At 43.3% G+C, this 16,429-nt stretch carries 20 protein-coding genes and 1 riboswitch; of the genes, 15 read left to right on the top strand and 5 right to left on the bottom strand.

Going from position 1 to position 16,429, the window contains the following annotated elements:
• The first annotated feature begins 20 nt into the window (after positions 1-20).
• A complete protein-coding gene (locus A8F94_RS01320; RefSeq protein ID WP_066194369.1) occupies positions 21-1,085 on the top strand; it encodes a hypothetical protein in 1,065 nt (354 codons plus the stop codon).
• Positions 1,086-1,184: 99 nt separating this feature from the next.
• Positions 1,185-1,892 (top strand): YjjG family noncanonical pyrimidine nucleotidase, encoded by a 708-nt coding sequence (locus A8F94_RS01325; protein WP_066197151.1) that lies wholly within the window; start codon positions 1,185-1,187, stop codon positions 1,890-1,892.
• Between the two features lie 37 nt (positions 1,893-1,929).
• Here the strand turns inward: A8F94_RS01325 and A8F94_RS25545 are convergent, their stop codons facing one another.
• On the bottom strand, positions 1,930-2,088 hold the full coding sequence (locus tag A8F94_RS25545; RefSeq protein WP_175384330.1) for a hypothetical protein: 159 nt from the start codon (positions 2,086-2,088) through the stop codon (positions 1,930-1,932).
• 122 nt (positions 2,089-2,210) lie between these two features.
• On the opposite strand from A8F94_RS25545, the gene A8F94_RS01330 reads away from it, so the two are divergent.
• The gene (locus A8F94_RS01330; protein ID WP_066194372.1) at positions 2,211-3,119 is read left to right on the top strand and encodes a DMT family transporter; all 909 of its coding nucleotides are present in this window, start codon (positions 2,211-2,213) and stop codon (positions 3,117-3,119) included.
• Between the two features lie 19 nt (positions 3,120-3,138).
• Complete coding sequence (locus tag A8F94_RS01335) at positions 3,139-3,546, top strand: GNAT family N-acetyltransferase (protein WP_066194375.1); 408 nt, start codon at positions 3,139-3,141, stop codon at positions 3,544-3,546.
• Positions 3,547-4,651: 1,105 nt separating this feature from the next.
• Here A8F94_RS01335 and metC read toward each other — a convergent pair.
• From metC to A8F94_RS01350, 3 genes are all read right to left on the bottom strand, one after another.
• Positions 4,652-5,845: a cystathionine beta-lyase gene (metC, locus tag A8F94_RS01340; protein WP_066194378.1), complete on the bottom strand. Its 1,194-nt coding sequence runs from the start codon at positions 5,843-5,845 to the stop codon at positions 4,652-4,654.
• Complete coding sequence (locus A8F94_RS01345) at positions 5,820-6,962, bottom strand: methionine biosynthesis PLP-dependent protein (RefSeq protein WP_066194382.1); 1,143 nt, start codon at positions 6,960-6,962, stop codon at positions 5,820-5,822. The genes metC and A8F94_RS01345 overlap by 26 nt, the downstream gene beginning before the upstream one ends.
• A gap of 94 nt (positions 6,963-7,056) precedes the next feature.
• A riboswitch (SAM riboswitch) is annotated at positions 7,057-7,164 on the bottom strand.
• A 68-nt stretch (positions 7,165-7,232) separates the two neighbouring features.
• Positions 7,233-8,246 carry a S66 family peptidase gene (locus A8F94_RS01350; RefSeq protein WP_066194390.1) on the bottom strand — a complete coding sequence of 338 codons (1,014 nt, stop codon included), beginning with the start codon at positions 8,244-8,246 and terminating at the stop codon, positions 7,233-7,235.
• A gap of 367 nt (positions 8,247-8,613) precedes the next feature.
• Between A8F94_RS01350 and A8F94_RS01355 the strand changes: the two genes are divergently transcribed.
• From A8F94_RS01355 to A8F94_RS01370, 4 genes are read left to right on the top strand one after another with little or no spacing between them, the layout of a single operon-like run.
• Positions 8,614-8,880 (top strand): hypothetical protein, encoded by a 267-nt coding sequence (locus A8F94_RS01355; RefSeq protein WP_066194393.1) that lies wholly within the window; start codon positions 8,614-8,616, stop codon positions 8,878-8,880.
• Complete coding sequence (locus A8F94_RS01360; RefSeq protein WP_254660761.1) at positions 8,864-9,394, top strand: GNAT family N-acetyltransferase; 531 nt, start codon at positions 8,864-8,866, stop codon at positions 9,392-9,394. Before A8F94_RS01355 ends, A8F94_RS01360 begins: the two co-directional genes overlap by 17 nt.
• Position 9,395: 1 nt before the next feature.
• On the top strand, positions 9,396-9,995 hold the full coding sequence (locus tag A8F94_RS01365; protein ID WP_066194398.1) for a histidine phosphatase family protein: 600 nt from the start codon (positions 9,396-9,398) through the stop codon (positions 9,993-9,995).
• 17 nt (positions 9,996-10,012) lie between these two features.
• Positions 10,013-10,294, top strand: coding sequence for a hypothetical protein (locus A8F94_RS01370; RefSeq protein WP_254660762.1), 282 nt, complete (start codon positions 10,013-10,015; stop codon positions 10,292-10,294).
• A gap of 40 nt (positions 10,295-10,334) precedes the next feature.
• Here A8F94_RS01370 and A8F94_RS01375 read toward each other — a convergent pair whose 3' ends face one another.
• Entirely contained in the window at positions 10,335-10,523 is a 189-nt protein-coding gene (locus tag A8F94_RS01375) for a hypothetical protein (protein ID WP_066194404.1), read from the bottom strand.
• Positions 10,524-10,662: 139 nt separating this feature from the next.
• Here A8F94_RS01375 and A8F94_RS25550 point away from each other — a divergent pair, with 139 nt between their 5' ends.
• The 7 genes from A8F94_RS25550 to A8F94_RS01410 all read left to right on the top strand — a co-directional run bounded on the left by A8F94_RS25550 (position 10,663) and on the right by A8F94_RS01410 (position 16,176).
• A complete protein-coding gene (locus tag A8F94_RS25550; protein WP_175384331.1) occupies positions 10,663-10,821 on the top strand; it encodes a hypothetical protein in 159 nt (52 codons plus the stop codon).
• Between the two features lie 167 nt (positions 10,822-10,988).
• Entirely contained in the window at positions 10,989-11,501 is a 513-nt protein-coding gene (locus A8F94_RS01380; RefSeq protein WP_066194407.1) for a YbaK/EbsC family protein, read from the top strand.
• A gap of 541 nt (positions 11,502-12,042) precedes the next feature.
• Positions 12,043-12,246 (top strand): hypothetical protein, encoded by a 204-nt coding sequence (locus tag A8F94_RS01390; RefSeq protein WP_066194414.1) that lies wholly within the window; start codon positions 12,043-12,045, stop codon positions 12,244-12,246.
• A 96-nt stretch (positions 12,247-12,342) separates the two neighbouring features.
• On the top strand, positions 12,343-13,110 hold the full coding sequence (locus A8F94_RS01395; protein ID WP_077247512.1) for an NAD-dependent protein deacylase: 768 nt from the start codon (positions 12,343-12,345) through the stop codon (positions 13,108-13,110).
• A gap of 150 nt (positions 13,111-13,260) precedes the next feature.
• Positions 13,261-14,298, top strand: a complete 1,038-nt coding sequence (locus A8F94_RS01400; RefSeq protein ID WP_066194418.1) for a fatty acid desaturase — start codon at positions 13,261-13,263, stop codon at positions 14,296-14,298.
• A gap of 148 nt (positions 14,299-14,446) precedes the next feature.
• Positions 14,447-15,580, top strand: a complete 1,134-nt coding sequence (locus A8F94_RS01405; RefSeq protein ID WP_066194421.1) for a sensor histidine kinase — start codon at positions 14,447-14,449, stop codon at positions 15,578-15,580.
• Positions 15,577-16,176, top strand: a complete 600-nt coding sequence (locus A8F94_RS01410) for a response regulator transcription factor (RefSeq protein ID WP_066194424.1) — start codon at positions 15,577-15,579, stop codon at positions 16,174-16,176. The genes A8F94_RS01405 and A8F94_RS01410 overlap by 4 nt, the downstream gene beginning before the upstream one ends.
• Positions 16,177-16,429 lie beyond the last annotated feature (253 nt).

Consider the following 16,429-nt stretch of genomic DNA (forward strand, 5'->3'; position numbering starts at 1 on the left):
GCCCAAGAGGGGGTAACCGATTGAAAAAATACATCCTGCCAGGCCTTATCATGATTATATCCATTTTCTTTTTGAATACAGTCATTGACAAGCCGGAAGAAGAGGAGAAGCCTGCTGAAAAAACTGAAGCGGCAGCAAGTACCCAGCCTGCAGTTCGGCTGTCCTCACCAAAAGATTCAAAACCAATGGTGCTGTTGAACGATGAGATAGCTGACCCTTCGGGATTAAAAGCAAAAACCATTAAGGATGCCATTAAAAAGGCAAAAGCAGTTGATGCCAATCCCTTTGACCAGTTGATGCCGAACTTTCCTGCAACTCCAAGCAGTGTTGTTTTTTACGAATGGCAGGCAGATTCAGAGCTTCTTAGTCAGCCAGTTGGAGTAGAATTTCATCTGGCTCCCCGTGAACCTGGTGAAAAAGTAATTATACTGAGTGCTGAATGGCCTGACGGGAAGAAAGGGATCTACCTGTCAAAAATCAATGTCAAGCGGTTATCGTCCTATCAGCATCTGCTTGCTCCTGACACAGACCGTCTAACTGTTCTTGGATTTTTCGAACCTGAGTATGACTATACGATTCCTTCAAGCCCGTATGAAACGTATATAAAACGCGAAGTTAAGGGGACTGCTGAGGAGCTCCGATCTAATTATCAAGATCTACCCCTAGACATGCTGCCGGTATTCTTTGTTTTCCAGAATGACACGATTATGTTCCAGACTGAAGATTTTATTGAGCTCACTGCATTTCTCACGAAAGAAACGACAAGTGTATTTAAGGGTGAATCAGACAATTGGGAAGTAAGAATTACCACTAAGGATACTTTAGGCCAATCAATGATGGAGACTGTCATAAAGTATAAGGGAAGAAACGCTGAACCAAAAGGTGAGTTTGAAATGGATTTAAATACGGAGACCTCAACGTGGGGCACTATCGGACTAACGTTGGATAACCAAAAAGAAGCGTCTATATTAAGCACTATGACAGGCATAACTGGAAAACACATGGAGAATAAAGAATATGAGGTTTCAGTTCGCTGGGACGGGAAGGAAGAAAAGTTTAAAGTACATTTAACAGATAAAAATTGAGAATAATCATTAGCCTCCTTAACCGGGAGGCTTTTTTCTATGGTAAGATGATTATTGTATTTTACGAATATCTATAAAATTGTAAAAGAGGCGTTACTTTTGACACATTATCGGACACTGCTATTTGATATCGATGACACATTGCTTGATTTTGGCGCTACCGAACAAGGTGCGCTCCGCAAGCTGTTTGAATCAGAGGGGCTTGCCGTTACAACCGAATTGCTTCAATCCTACCGAAAGATCAACCAAGGCCTTTGGGCAGCCTTCGAGGCAGGGGCTGTTACACGTGATGAACTCTTCTATACTCGATTCTCCAGGTTTTTCAGCGAGCTAGGCAAAGAGAGAGATGGCGTTTGGCTCGAGCATAAATACCGCAGTTTTCTCGATGAGGGCCACGACATGATTGAAGGGGCAAAGGATTTGATCACCAGGCTGCATGGGAATTTTGACCTGTATATCGTCACCAACGGCCTTTCTCTTACCCAGCACCGCCGCCTGACCGCTGCCGGCTTGCTGCCGTATTTTAAGAATGTTTTCGTATCGGAGGATACTGGCTACCAAAAGCCGATGAAGGAATACTTTGATTACGTGATTGAACGGATCCCGGGTTTCTCGGCAGAAACCGCACTCATCATTGGCGATTCGCTGACCGCTGATATCAGGGGCGGCAACCAGGCAGGAATCGATACCTGCTGGTTTAACCCTCATCGGAAAGCCAACGAAACTGGCATTCTGCCAACCTATGAGATTACGTATCTTGATGAGCTGGAAGGAATTCTTGAAACGAATCTTTCGAAAATCCGATAAAATGGAGAAGGCTGGCCCAACAGCCAGCCTTCTATAACTACTCTCTCAAAGACTCGTTTTCAATCGAAATGATTGTGTGGTGTTTTTCTATTTCAAACACTTGTTTAAATATATCTGACACGCGATCTCCAAGGATTTTCTTCGTTCTCGGCCTGCTTTCATTATCTTTAATAAAGGTAATAACATATTGCGGCATATGGTGTCCTCCTGCTGTAATGTCTTGCTTTTTTACACTTATACCCTTTGGGCTAGATGATTAACTGGGTTTTTGTCGAAAAAACGCATATGTTTTTTTAAAAGGAAAGGAGGTTTCGCCATATGCGTCTAAAAGGGCTAATCATGATTATTATCGGTTCGGCGTTATGGGGAATGACCGGCCCGATGATGGAATGGTTATTGAATGACACAGGTGTGACTGTCGCATTCCTGCTCTCGATCCGTCTGTTGATTTCCGGTTGCCTGCTTTTAACCGTTGTCGCTTTTTCAAAAACTCCTATTTTTGAAGTTTGGAAGAGCGGTTTCTGGCGATTAAGGCTTATTATTTTTAGCATGATTGGCATGCTCGGCCTGCAATATACGTTCGTCGCCGCCATTGCAGCTAGTAACGCAGTTATGGCAACACTCCTCCAATTTTCAGCTCCAATCTTTATTATCATCTTTGTTTCACTCAAAGCCAGAAAGCTGCCGCGGAACAAGCAGCTAATTGGTGTAACGGGAACATTGGCCGGCTTGTTCTTCCTCCTCACCAACGGATCGCTCGACAATCTGGTCGTCAGCCGAGAGGCACTGATATGGGGGTTGCTGCTTGGCCTTTCGTTTGCTTTTTACGCACTTTATCCACTAAGGCTTATGAACGAGTGGGGGGTTCTGAATATCGTTGGCTGGTCGATGTTCATCGCTGGCTGTACCTTGTCTTTGACAACGCGTGTCTGGAGCTCAAATGGATGGTCCGCAATTGCCAATTGGGAAACAGTTGGGATGTTTGTTATCCTAATCGGTTTTGGGACAATGGCCTTTGTACTGACACTCGGCAGCCTGCAATACATTACCCCAGTTGAAAACAGCATCCTTGGCAGTGTTGAGCCGTTAACCGCAATGGTCATATCGGTCATCTGGTTTGGAACGGTCCTCCAGGAAATCCAGCTGTTCGGAGCATTCCTTATGCTCACATTTATCATCTGGCTATCAGTCATAAAGGACCGACAGGCTGTACCGGCTGAACTTTAACAAAAGGGGCTATACGAATATGGGTAATTCTATCCGCTATACGACCATTCCGCCATTAGATTTCACTCAGCTGCTCGAAATTTATGATGCATTGAGCTGGAACTCGCTCGGTTTCACCGTTGATAAACTGGAACGGATGTGCAAAGGAAGCTGGTATGCCCTGTATGCCTATGACAGAGATAAGCTTGTCGGCATGGGCAGGGTGATATCTGACGGAATCATCACTGGTGTCATTTGCGGTCTTTGTGTCCATCCTCAGTATCAGTCACAAGGAATCGGGAGCGCGTTGCTTCAGATGCTTGTTAGCCATTGCGAACAGAACCAAGTCATTCCTCAGCTGATGTGCGTCGACAGCCTGGTCCCATACTATGAAAAGCAGGGATTTGATACGTTTACTGTTGGAATGAAAAAGAGTAATATCAGATAGCTTGTTTGCCGCCGCTACTAGGCGGTTTTTGTTGGACTTCTAAAAGGGGGAGCGCAACCGAGATTTACAAAAGTAATCTAACGCAGAGCAATAGTTGGTCACTATACCGAAATATCCGAGAAGTCGATCGGTAGGGAAAAAGGGGTGGTTCATAAAACTAGAATTTCCGAAGTTGATTCGCGAGGGAGCGGAATAAGAGTGGGGCTTATTTTATCCGAGGTTTCTTTGAGTATATATCCGAGAATTCTGGAATATATCCCAGATTTTAAGGATATATCCGAGATTTTAGGAATATATCCGATAATTTCACAAAGTGGACAAATTTACTCCTCAAATAAAGACACAATTAAATGGTGTAGATTTGTTTCTAGAACAAAACTTTGGAAAACAGTTTCAGTCAAGATAATACGCAGAATCCTTCTTAATTGTCCTAGCGTTTTAACCAGTGTTAGCGATTGATAGAGATGTGATATCAATTTGCTAGCAGACATCATCACGTCCTTTATTGAAGGGCTTTTGTTAATGTTCAATGCATTTTTAAAAGGAGAGCTGCATCATTGTAATTTCCGTATTGATATAGCAAGACGAGTTTATCGGATTAATTTCCACCATCCGAACCGCGATTAATCTACGAAACCGAGTTACCGGATTAATCTCCACCATCCAAACCGCGATTAATCTACGAAAACCAGTTTACTGGATTAATCTCCACCATCCAAACCGCGATTAATCTACGAAACCGAGTTTACCGGATTAATCTCCACCATCCAAACCGCGATTAATCTACGAAACCGAGTTTATCGGATTAATCTCCACCAGCCGAACCGCGATTAATCTACGAAACCGAGTTTACTTGATTAATCTCCACCATCCGAACCGCGGTTAATCTACGAAAACCAGTTTACTGGATTAATCTCTACCATCCGAACGGCGATTAATCTACGAAACCGAGTTTACCGGATTAATCTCCACCAGCCGAACGGCGATTAATCTACGAAACCGAGTTTACCGGATTAATCTCCACCAGCCGAACCCCGATTAATCTACAAAACCAGTTGAAATTGGGCCTCCAATGTGAAGGCCCTTTTACTTTGGGATAGGAAGTTCAGCCAGTTTTTATATTCAAGCTGCTTTCGCAAGCCTTTGATGCTATGCTTAAGGCGTTTTCAAAATCGTTTAGGATATCGCTACAATCCTCAAGCCCGACAGAAAGACGGAGCAGTCCGTCAGTTATGCCTCGTTTTTCGCGCTCATAACTTGGGAGGGCCGCGTGGGACATCGTCGCGGGATAGGAGAGAATGGATTCGACCGCACCTAGGCTGACTGCAAATACAGGTAATTGCAGATTTTCAACTAGCGATTTGGCAACATCCCGGTTCGGAAGTCTGAAGGAAAGAACGGCTCCTGCGCCTGTTGCTTGGCTGAAATGGACAGAATGGCCAGGATGATCAGAAAGCCCTGGATAAAATACTTCCTCGACCAATGGATGCCGCTTCAGGAAATTCGCAATACGTTCTGCAGACTCCGAGGAAGATTGAATCCTTACACTCAATGTCTTCATTCCTTTTAGAAGTTCGTAGCAATCAGGAACACCTAAAACAGCCCCAAAAGAATTTTGGATAAAATATAACTCATTCGCAAGTTCCTCATCCTTAACAACTGCAAGTCCAGCAACTACATCACTATGGCCGGAAAGGAACTTAGTGGCACTGTGCAGGACGAGATCGGCTCCAAGCTCCAATGGTTTTTGGTAAAGGGGGGTAAGGAATGTGTTATCTACATAAAGTCGACATCCGTGCAGCTTCGAAAGCTCTGCTACTTTTTTGATATTGGTAATCTGCAAAAGCGGATTGGACGGCGTTTCAACATAGACTACCTTTGTATTTCGCCTGAATGACCTGGCAACCTCAATTAAATCAGTCATATCGACAAATGTATGTTCAATCTTGAAGCGGGATAAAACTTGGGTCACCATCCTGAAAGTACCGCCGTACACGTCTTTTGAAATCAAGACATGGTCGCCTGCAGATAAAAGCATGAATGCAGATGAAATGGCTGCCATTCCGGACGAAAACGCAAAACCCTTCACTCCACCTTCCAGGTCTGCAATGGTTTCCTCAAGCACCTGGCGCGTTGGATTCCCAGACCTTGAGTAATCAAAGTCACCAAACGAATCAAATTGGTTTTGGTGAAATGTTGATGAATAGTAAAGAGGCGGGTTGGCAGAACCATTTTTCTCTTTCCTGAACGTTTGCTGATTAACCACTTTCGTGTTAAATGAGTATGTTTGCGTTGTCATCGGTCTTTTCCTCCTCAGCTATTTGTGCAAATGCCTGATCCAGATCAGCCTTCAAGTCATCGATATGCTCAACCCCGACCGAAAAACGGAGCAGGCAGTTATCAATGCCATTTTGCAAGCGGATTTCCTCGGGGATGTCTGCGTGAGTTTGCGTCGCGGGATAGGTAATGAAACTTTCAACACCGCCAAGGCTTTCGGCAAATGAGATAAGCCGCAAATTTCGAAGAAGAGGTGCGACCCATTCCTCTTTTTTCACACGAAACGACACCATTCCGCCCTTGCCTGGATAAAGCACCTCCGTTACTTCATCGCGCTCGTTTAAATAGTTCACCAGAGCGGCCGCATTTTCCTGATGGCGTTCCATCCGTAAACCGAGCGTTTTCAGGCCTCGAATTAAAAGCCAGCTATCGAAGGGAGATAATACAGCCCCAGTGCTATTGTGATTGGCGGCCAGTTTTTCACAAAGCTCTGCTCCTTTGGAAATCACCAGACCAGCAAGAACATCATTATGGCCGCCAATGTATTTTGTTGCACTATGTATAACAATATCGGCACCTTGTTCTATCGGCTTTTGCAGAAAAGGAGTGAGGAAGGTGTTGTCCACTATCAGCAAAAGCTGATGGCTTCTGGCAACTTTCGAAATCCTTTCAATATCAATCTCCTGCATAAGCGGATTTGTTGGCGTCTCGATAAAAATCGCTTTCGTATTTTCATTGATGGCCTTCTCAACTTCTGCGCTATCGTTGCAGTCAACATAATGGGATCTCACTCCGTATGATTCTGAATAGCTTGCAAAGAGGCGGAAGGTACCTCCATATAAGTCAGTTGAGGCAATGAGTTCATCGCCAGTTTTAAAAAGCGAAAGAATAAGCTGGATGGCAGCCATTCCCGAACTGCACGCAAAACACTGGTCACCTTTTTCAAGTGCCGCTGCATTGTCTTCCAGCAAGGCGCGGGTAGGATTCTTGGTCCTTGTATAATCGAAGCCTGTCGATAATCCAAGCCCTTCATGTCGGTATGCGGTTGAGAGGTAAATGGGTGGATTGACAGCACCTGTAGTTGTTTCGCTGCGGTTTCCGATTTGAACTAAGTTTGTCTGGATATGGTGATTTTTCATGGGAGTTCCTCCTTATAATCTAGTAAGAGGAGAAGTATGGGCAAAAATAAAAGGGACTTCCATAAGAAGAAGTCCCGAATCGCCATTCGTTTTCCTCTTATCTGCCAGGCATTTAACCTGCTGGAATTAGCACCTTTGCTGAAAAAATCAGCCGGTTGCTGAGGCTTCATAGGGCCAGTCCCTCTGCCTCTCTGGATAAGAACAGATATGAAATTGTTTGAAATATTAAAACTAATTTAACTTACTTGTACTTTTTTGGCAAGTAAAAACTCATTTAAAATATTGAACAACCTTTCCTTTGCCATCTGCAAAAGTTACTTTTGCAAACGCACCGTTTATAAATGTCATTTGCGGCGGCATGTGTCCACAGTCGATGTCATATAAGACCGGAATGCCTAGTTCATCAGCTAAATCGCTGTAAACATCCTCGGCAGTATATCCGTCTACCGGATGATTAGCATCGCTTCTCCCAAACAAAAGCCCACCGCAATTTTCAAACCATCCGGCGAGTTTCAATTGAACGAGCGACCTGCGGAGATCAGTTGCAGACAAGTCGCAGTTTTCAAAATACCAGATTATTGGTTCACCAGGAATATAGGTTTCCCTAAAGGCACTGACGTTGCCGAACGGAGTTCCAGCTGCATGGTGGATAATATCAATACAACCTCCCAACAGCCGGCCTTCCATATGCTCACTTTTGCCAGATACCGATTTCCATTCGGTTTGCTCGGTTAAATGGAATACACATGGGGAAGGGGTATCGTGTGACCATTTCAGCTGATATTTTTCCGATGATGTCTGTGTAACAGAGCCACCTGTTTTTGTTTTCAGGACTTCTTCCCACATAGCGGTTGTTTGGTCCGAATAATTGCCACGCAAATCGATGATATTGGTGCCATGTGCCGTTGCTATCCCTGTTTTCAAGGTGATTGCGAAAAGGAGCAGGCTTGTATCTGAATAACCTAATATCCACTTGGGAGGAATCGTGCCATAATCGATCAGGTCCAATGTTTCAATAAGGAGCTCGCCTCCCCAAGGCGGGATGATGATATCTATTTCCGGGTCCGCAAACATGCGGTCCAATTCCTCGGCCCGTGTTTTCGCCGGCGAGGATTTTGCTTTAAAGTCCGTCCAAACCGTTTCCCCAGTGATAACTTGATATCCCTTTTGCTCCATCCGGGTAATTGCTTGCCTCATGATTTCATGCAATTCTTCTGGGACACCCGAAGATGGCGCGGTAACCCCGATTGTAGCTTTTTCTTTTAAAAATGGGTACCTAATCATTAGCATCATCCTATCTCTATTGTTAATCAAATACTTTTCGATATGAAAAATAAAAATCCTTCTTACTGCGGAAACTATATTTGCAGGAAACTTCGAAGGGAGTGTCTACATGGCTAAGAACAATAATAAGAAAAGTAAGCGTGCGATGCCGAAAACCGATGTGGAATTTGCCAATAACGGATTGGAGCGAATTGCACTAAAAGCCCAAAAAACTAAGCAGGACAAGTGAGGAATGAGGGACGGTTCTGCGTTTGCATCGGTAAACCGGAACCGTCCCTTTTGCCATTCTTTTTTCTTCAAACCCCCTTTTAAGGTTGAACCTTTTGTTATATTCTGTAAATAGAGGAAGACAAAGGGGGGAGACTGTATGGGTTCTATCGTACGGTTAACATGGATCATACTTCTTATAGTAATAGGTGCATTATTGTTCCGAAAGGGATTACAGCTTTGGGATAGCATTGCGACAATTGATGGAGACGGGATAGGAGTTTCATTTCTTGGTCTTGAAGTATCCGACTCTGTTAAATATGAAGACATTCGCTATTATGCAGGAGGCTTTATCACAGGTGGGATTGCATCCTTTATTCTCGCTTTAACTCAGTGGGGGAGGGCATATAGTGGATATTATCGATAAAGAATTATATTTTTTGGAGACGGATCGTTTACGTATGAGGGAAATGAACAGTCAGGATACGAATCACCTCATGTCTATCTTTTCAGATTCTATTGCCATGCAATTTTACCCCGCAACAAAGACTATGGAAGAAGCCGATAAATGGATTACTTGGAATCTGGATCTTTACAAGAATTACGGAGCGGGCCTTTGGATTTGCGAGCGGAAGGATGATGGCACATTTACAGGGCAGTGCGGGATTGTCCCACAGGTCGTGGACGATGTAAATGAATTGGAAATCGGTTATTTGTTTGCTCGGGAACATTGGGGCAAAGGATATGCAACTGAAGCTGCGCTAGCGGTGAAAAATTACGGTTTTGGGCAGCTAGGCCTGAACAGGCTTATTTCGATGATATTTTATAAAAATCAACCTTCGATTCGTGTTGCGGAACGGATCGGCATGGTCCTTGAGAAAAGGACGAGTGTTAAAGACAGGGAAACATTGATTTATTCAGTTTGCAAGGGAGAGAGTTAATTTGGAACTATTGCTTATCCGCCACGGCCAATCAGAAGCCGATCTGTTGGGTGTCCATGAAGGCCGGGCTGATTTTCCGCTTACGGAACTTGGTCTTGAACAAGCTGCTAAACTGGCAGACTATGTCTCTTCCAATTTAAAACCGGATATCATCGTAGCCAGTCCTCTGAAGCGGGCATTACAAACTGCAGCAATCCTTCAGGAGGCTATTGGCTGCAAGCTCCATGTCGATGAAACTTTAATGGAATGGAACAATGGTGTGCTCGCTGGCCTTCCATATGAAGTCGCTGCAACGCGCTATCCCTTGCCAAAAGAAGGTCGGCCTCCTTATGTGCCGATTGAAGGCGGGGAATCGGATCTTGAATTCCGTTTCCGGGCAGAAGCGTTTTTGCAAAAAGTCATTCATGAACATGCGGATGCTGAAAGGGTTGCGATCGTATCACACGGAGGAATGATATCCAATTTAATTCAGGCGTATTTGAAACTTCCCGCCGTAAATGAATTTATTTTTCCAACTGGAGACACTGGTTTCCACAGGCTGGAGGAGAGGAATGGGAACAAAGTCGTCAGGATGTTGAACAGTCAGGTGCACTTGCTCTAAAAGGGGAGTGGATGCAGGTGAAAAGGAAATGGAAAATCGGGGCTGCTATTCTTTTGCTTTTATGTATTTTAACAAATCCCAGTACGAAGGAATATGTCGCGTTTAGTGGTAATCAGCCCAAAAACCTTGAATTAAGAGTGAAAATTGATCGGACTAATTTCTTTCTTTTTTCAACATACGCTCCAAAAATTGTTGCGACTGACGAATATGGAATGGTTCACCTTGGGGTATTGGGGAGGTTTTATCAAGTTTCAGATGGTCAGTATGATTATCCATGGTGGCTGGAACTGCTGAATTAAATCATAAACAAAGGCCCGGCATCAGCCAGGCCTTTTTTAATCATTTTTTACGAAATATTGCTTTAATTGCCAAGAAAATCAAATAAAGTGCGGCTATCAAAATGGCAAGTACCGCGATAAAGTGAATGATAGAATGAATTGGGTAAAAAATTGGCCCTGTTAATTTAACATGCAGCAGTGAAAAGCCAGCCACGATCATAGAAAGCAACATTACGACGAGATAATACATTCGTGTTCCCCCCTCTCATTATCACTATATGTAAGATGCAAATAGATGGTGAGGCATGTACTTATAAATGGGTGAATGTCCGGATTAGTGCGATGATTAAAGGAAATAATAAGTGCATAACCGGAGAAGGGGGATTTTCATGGCAGCCAAACGAACGGATCGAAAAATTGGTACCGATAAGATGAGCGGTGCTCCTGTCGGGAATGAATTTACTAGTGATAATGCTTTCAGCGATCATGGCCTCGACAATGAGGAACGCTTAAACAAAGCGCTCCAGAAGGACAGGAAGTCTAAATAAGGTTGGTGCACTAGTGCACCAGCTTTTTTATTTGCTAAAATAAATAATTCAGCGGTTTTGAAAGTCATTCTTCAATTGCATAATTTTCTGACAACTGAACACTGCAGGCTTCCCTTTTTAAAAAAATATGATAAGATACTTTTTAAAGAAAAGGGGGCTGTGTTTAAGTGTCACTGCAAAGCGTTAAAGAACATTTAAAACAATGGAATCGGGACCAGGACATAATGGAGTTTGAAACGTCAAGTGCAACGGTGGAGCTTGCTGCGGAAGCAATCGGAGTGATTCCTGCAAGGATTGCTAAAACTCTTTCATTCAGAGGTGAGGGAGATTCAGCGATTCTGATTGTAGCAGCAGGTGATGCAAAAATTGATAATAAAAAGTTCCGCCATACGTTTGGATTCAAAGCTCGGATGCTTACGGCTGAGGAAGTGCTTGAGCAGACTGGGCATGCCATTGGCGGTGTCTGCCCATTCGGGTTAAAAAATGAACTGAATGTTTTTCTAGATGAATCAATGAAACGTTTTACAACTCTTTTCCCGGCCTGTGGAAGCAGCAACTCGGCTATTGAAGTTACCCTCGATGAGCTCCAGAACTATTCTTTTGCGACAGGCTGGGTAGACGTCTGCAAAGGGTGGCAGGAAGAAATTGAGGTACAGCCTCTCGAAGCAGAGGTAAAGTAGAACTGGTGTGATTTTGTACAGAAAGCGGGAGGGAAGACCTTGTTTAGAAAAATAAAGCAGTTATTTTGCAAACATTATTATATAGAAACTTCAGGGTTCTTCTCTCCTGATTGCCGATATGATTCCAACCTAATTTGTACTAAATGTGGTAAACAGGTCACCCGCTACGGTGTTTAACTATTCAAGGAGCAGCGAATGGAATGAAGATTTATAAGCTTAAGAAAGATTTTCAAGGCATAAAAAAAGGAACACACTTTTACTTAATTGCAGAATCAGAATTTATCGGAGTTAAGGAATTTGTTTTACGTTCTAAAGATTTATCTTTTAGACTATCTCTGAATGAAAAGGAGTTTCAGAGGAATTTCGTCTTAATAATGTAAACCTCGTCTTATGTAATCAGGGTCCATACTCAAACTCCATACTCCTTCTTCTTTCCTCCAAAAAAGTCACTCACCTCTCCGGAAACTATAAATAACAGGGTAATAATTGGGCAACCTGTATAAATGAGGAACGGGCATTTTAATAAAAGCGAGGTATCCGCATGGATTTTTCTAAAGAAATGGCATTGGAGCTTGAAAATATGATTCGTGCTGGTGAAGTTGATCACGATATCGCAGACGATATTTCTGCTGCAGTTCTAGGCCTCCGGAATGGCACCAAATTCCTGGATGATTTTTATAGGGCAAGCACTCCACACAAAGTGCTTGAGGTATTCGATGAAGTGAGCCAGCGAGTTAAGAGGTAAATTTCAAATATCCGTAAAAGGCCTCATCGGATTGTGATAGAGGTCTTTATTTATGTGGTATGTTAATGGGAAAAGCTGTATTTGGGAGGGTGAAAAATGGCGGACCAAAAACTTATGGATGCTGTTGAGATTATAAAAGCATCGAATAATATTGTTGTTTTAACAGGGGCTGGCATCAGTACGGAATCAGGTATAAAGGATTTCAGATCTCGAACTGGGATTTATCAGGAGGCGCCGGAATACATCCTGTCGTTAGGCTACTTTTTTGACGAGCCTCGCCGATTTTATCAATTTGCATTGGAAAATCTATATCATCCCGATGCAAAGCCAAACAAAGGCCACGAAATCCTGGCGAAATGGGAAAGTGAGGGGCGCGTTTCTCAAATTATTACTCAAAATATCGATGGCCTCCACCAGAAGGCCGGCAGCCAAAATGTCATCGAATTCCACGGCACCATGAATACCGCAACCTGTCAGAACTGCGGGGAAACCTACACGGCAGAGCAAATGTTTCATCGATATAAAACTGTGGAAGATTTTTATGTGTGCAGCCGCTGTAACACGAAAAATGAGCGGGACCGCTATATCAAGCCGGATGTTGTATTGTTCGGTGATGCGGGCGAATGGTTCACACAGCAAGGATTTCAAACGATTCTCGGTTTTCTCGGATCCGCCGATTGTATCCTTGTGCTTGGGTCGAGCTTAAAAGTTGTTCCATTTGCTTCTTTCCCGCAATACAGGGGAGGGGATGTTCCACTACTTATCATCAACTTGGAAAAAACACCTTACGACAATGAGGAGAATACAGTGTCCATTCATGATTCAATTGGCAAAACCCTAAAGGAAATTGACCGATTGCTTTAATTTTTTTAAGAAAATGGCCTTTTTTTAAAAAAAATCGTCTAAATATGACATTTGTCATGTAAGTCACATGACAGCTGCTACTGCACAACACTTTTCATTTCTCCTATAATCAAAGTACTAAGATTGGAATGAAAGGGGCTTTTTCTAAACATGTCTGTTAAAATCCAACTAAAAGAGCTCAAAAAACAAGTTGCTCCTTATGAAAAATCTGAGACAACCAAAAGTATCATTCAACTTGCAAATACCATTATTCCGTATTTCATCACATGGTATCTTGCCTACAAGGCACTATCTGTAAGCTACTTGCTTACGCTCGTCTTATGTCTTGTTACAGCAGGCTTCATGGTCAGGACGTTTATTATTTTCCATGACTGCACCCATCACTCCTTTTTCAAAAACAGGAAGTGGAATAAAATTGTCGGCACCTTTACCGGAATCTTGACGATGTTCCCTTATTCGCAATGGGGACGGGATCACAATATCCATCACGCATCCAGCGGAAACCTGGACAAGCGCGGGACAGGTGATATTTGGGTAATGACCGTTGAAGAGTATGCAAAAGCTTCCTCTTTGGAAAAACTTAAATACAGGTTGTACCGTAACCCACTCATCATGTTTGGGTTGGGACCAATCTGGCTCGTCATGATTAAAAGCCGCTTTAACCGAAAGGGAGCAAGGCTTCCAGAAAAAATGAACACCTGGATAACAAATGCAGGGATTGTTGCCATTTCCGCTTTGTTGATTTGGGCAATCGGATGGCAGGCTTTCTTGATGGTAGAATTACCGACCCTATTCATTGCAGGCTCACTTGGCATTTGGCTGTTTTATATCCAGCATACGTTCGAAGATTCCTATTTCGAGCATGATCCTGAATGGGAATACGTTCAAGCTGCGGTTGAAGGCAGCTCATATTACAAACTGCCAAAGGTCCTTCAATGGGTGACTGGAAACATCGGTTTCCACCACGTTCATCATTTGGCGCCGAGGGTACCGAACTACAAGCTCGAAGAAGTTCACAAAAACACCCAGCCGTTGCAGCATGTTCCAACGGTTACATTGTCCACCAGCCTTGAATCTCTCAAATTCCGTCTCTGGGATGAAAAGAAGAAACGGTTTGTTACGTATTCAGAAGCAAAGGCTTACCTTAAAAACAATGCGGGTGTCTCGATGAATCCAAAAACCGAATAGTCTAAACGCTCCCCTTCCTTAATAAGAAGGGGAGTCTTCTATTTCTGTATGGTAAAATAAAGTTATGTGAAACTTCAATTAGTCGGAGTCAATACAGCCATTAAATGCGGGAGCATGTTAGCAAAACAAGGGGGAATGGGGCCGGAAAATGTTTAAACGATATTGGAATTTATTAGGGAGGACAGGAATATCTCCTTATATATGGACAATTCTTGGGATACTGCCATTTTATTTTATTTCACTAACACCTTCAACTGTAAATATCATTAAGGGAGTCATCCTGATTCTGTCATTTTTTGTTATATACCGGCTGGCGTTCCTGGCAAAAGGGTGGACCGTCTATTTATGGACACTTATACTGATCGGCATATCCATTTCATTGACAACTTTATTCAGTTATGTGTATTTCGCATTTTTTATTGCATATTTTATTGGCAAACTTAAAAGCAGGATTCCTTTTTTTACACTCTATTCGATTCACGTTGTTGGCATGATTACCGCAGTAACGACAAAAATCATCTTACAGGATCCTTTTTTTCAAAAGCAGCTGCCACTTGTGGCTATTGTGGTCATAAGTCTCATTCTCTTGCCCTTCAGCCTCAGATATCGGAATGAAAAAGAAAAATTGGAAGAAAAGCTAGAAGTCGCAAACCAGAGGATTGCAGAATTAATCAAAATTGAGGAACGCCAGCGGATTGCGCGCGATCTTCATGATACATTGGGGCAAAAATTGTCTCTTATCGGATTGAAAAGCGACCTCGCCAGAAGGCTTATTCATAAGGATAGCGAACGGGCAATCGTTGAGATGCAGGACGTCCAGCAAACAGCACGGACTGCGTTGAATGAAGTGCGGAACATGGTAGCCCAGATGCGGGGTATCCGCCTGAGTGAAGAAATAATCCGTGTTAAAGAATTGTTAAAAGCTGCAGAAATTGAATTTTCAGGCAGCGAAAACTGGTCACTGCCCAATGTTCCGCTTCTAGTGGAAAACATTTTAAGCATGTGTTTGAAAGAGGCAGTAACAAATGTCGTTCGCCATAGCAATGCCTCCCATTGCGATATCAGCCTCGAGCATACTCAAAGTGAAATTACGCTTATTGTCAGTGACAATGGAGTTGGCAAGGTGAACCAGGAAGATTTTTCAAAAGGAAGCGGCCTGTCAGGAATGAAGGAACGCCTCGATTTCCTTAATGGAACGTTGGAAATTCAAAATGGCCAAGGTACCAAGTTGATTATTAAGGTACCAAAAGTGAAGATAGTAAAAGAGGAGGGATTGAGATGATCCGGATCGTCATTGCTGAGGACCAGCGAATGCTGCTTGGAGCCTTCGGGTCGCTTTTGAATCTGGAAGAAGATATGGAAGTCGTCGGAATGGCGGCCAATGGGGAAGAGGCTGTCCAGCTGGTCCGGCAACACTCCCCAGATGTATGCATCATGGATATCGAAATGCCAGGAAAAAATGGGCTTGAAGCAGCAGAGGAATTGAAGGATACCGGCTGCAAAATTATCATTCTGACTACATTTGCACGGCCGGGATATTTTAAACGAGCTATTAAAGCCGGTGTAAGCGCGTATTTATTAAAGGACAGCCCAAGTGAAGAGCTTGCCGGCTCCATCCGCAGTGTTGTTTCCGGGAAGAGGATATATGCCCCTGAGCTGATGGATGATTTGTACAGTGAAGACAATCCGCTTACTGATCGCGAAATGGATGTTTTGGGATTAATCGCAGATGGCAAAAATACAAAGGAAATTGCCAGCGAACTGACACTTTCGCATGGAACAGTCCGGAATTACATCTCGGCAATTCTCGACAAGCTGCATGTTACAAACAGGATTGAGGCCATAACCCAGTCAAAAGAAAAGGGCTGGTTTAAATAATGTGGAAGCCGCTCTGAGATTGGTATCGGAGCGGCTTTTTTGCATCCTAATTAGGGCTAGAAGTGAAGGATGGAAAGACCACTTTTTTCAGGCTGTTCCCGTCTTCATAAGCACACATGAAGGATTGATAGCCATCGTTTTTTAAGCGGTTCCCGTCTTCTTTCCCTGATGGAGTCATGCGAAGTAAGTATTCACAAGCCCACACAGACACTTGCTTGAACGAAAAACAAAATAGCCGAAAACCTACTGTCCG

The sequence above is a fragment of the Bacillus sp. FJAT-27225 genome (assembly GCF_001685025.1).
Classification (GTDB): domain Bacteria; phylum Bacillota; class Bacilli; order Bacillales; family Cytobacillaceae; genus Bacillus_D.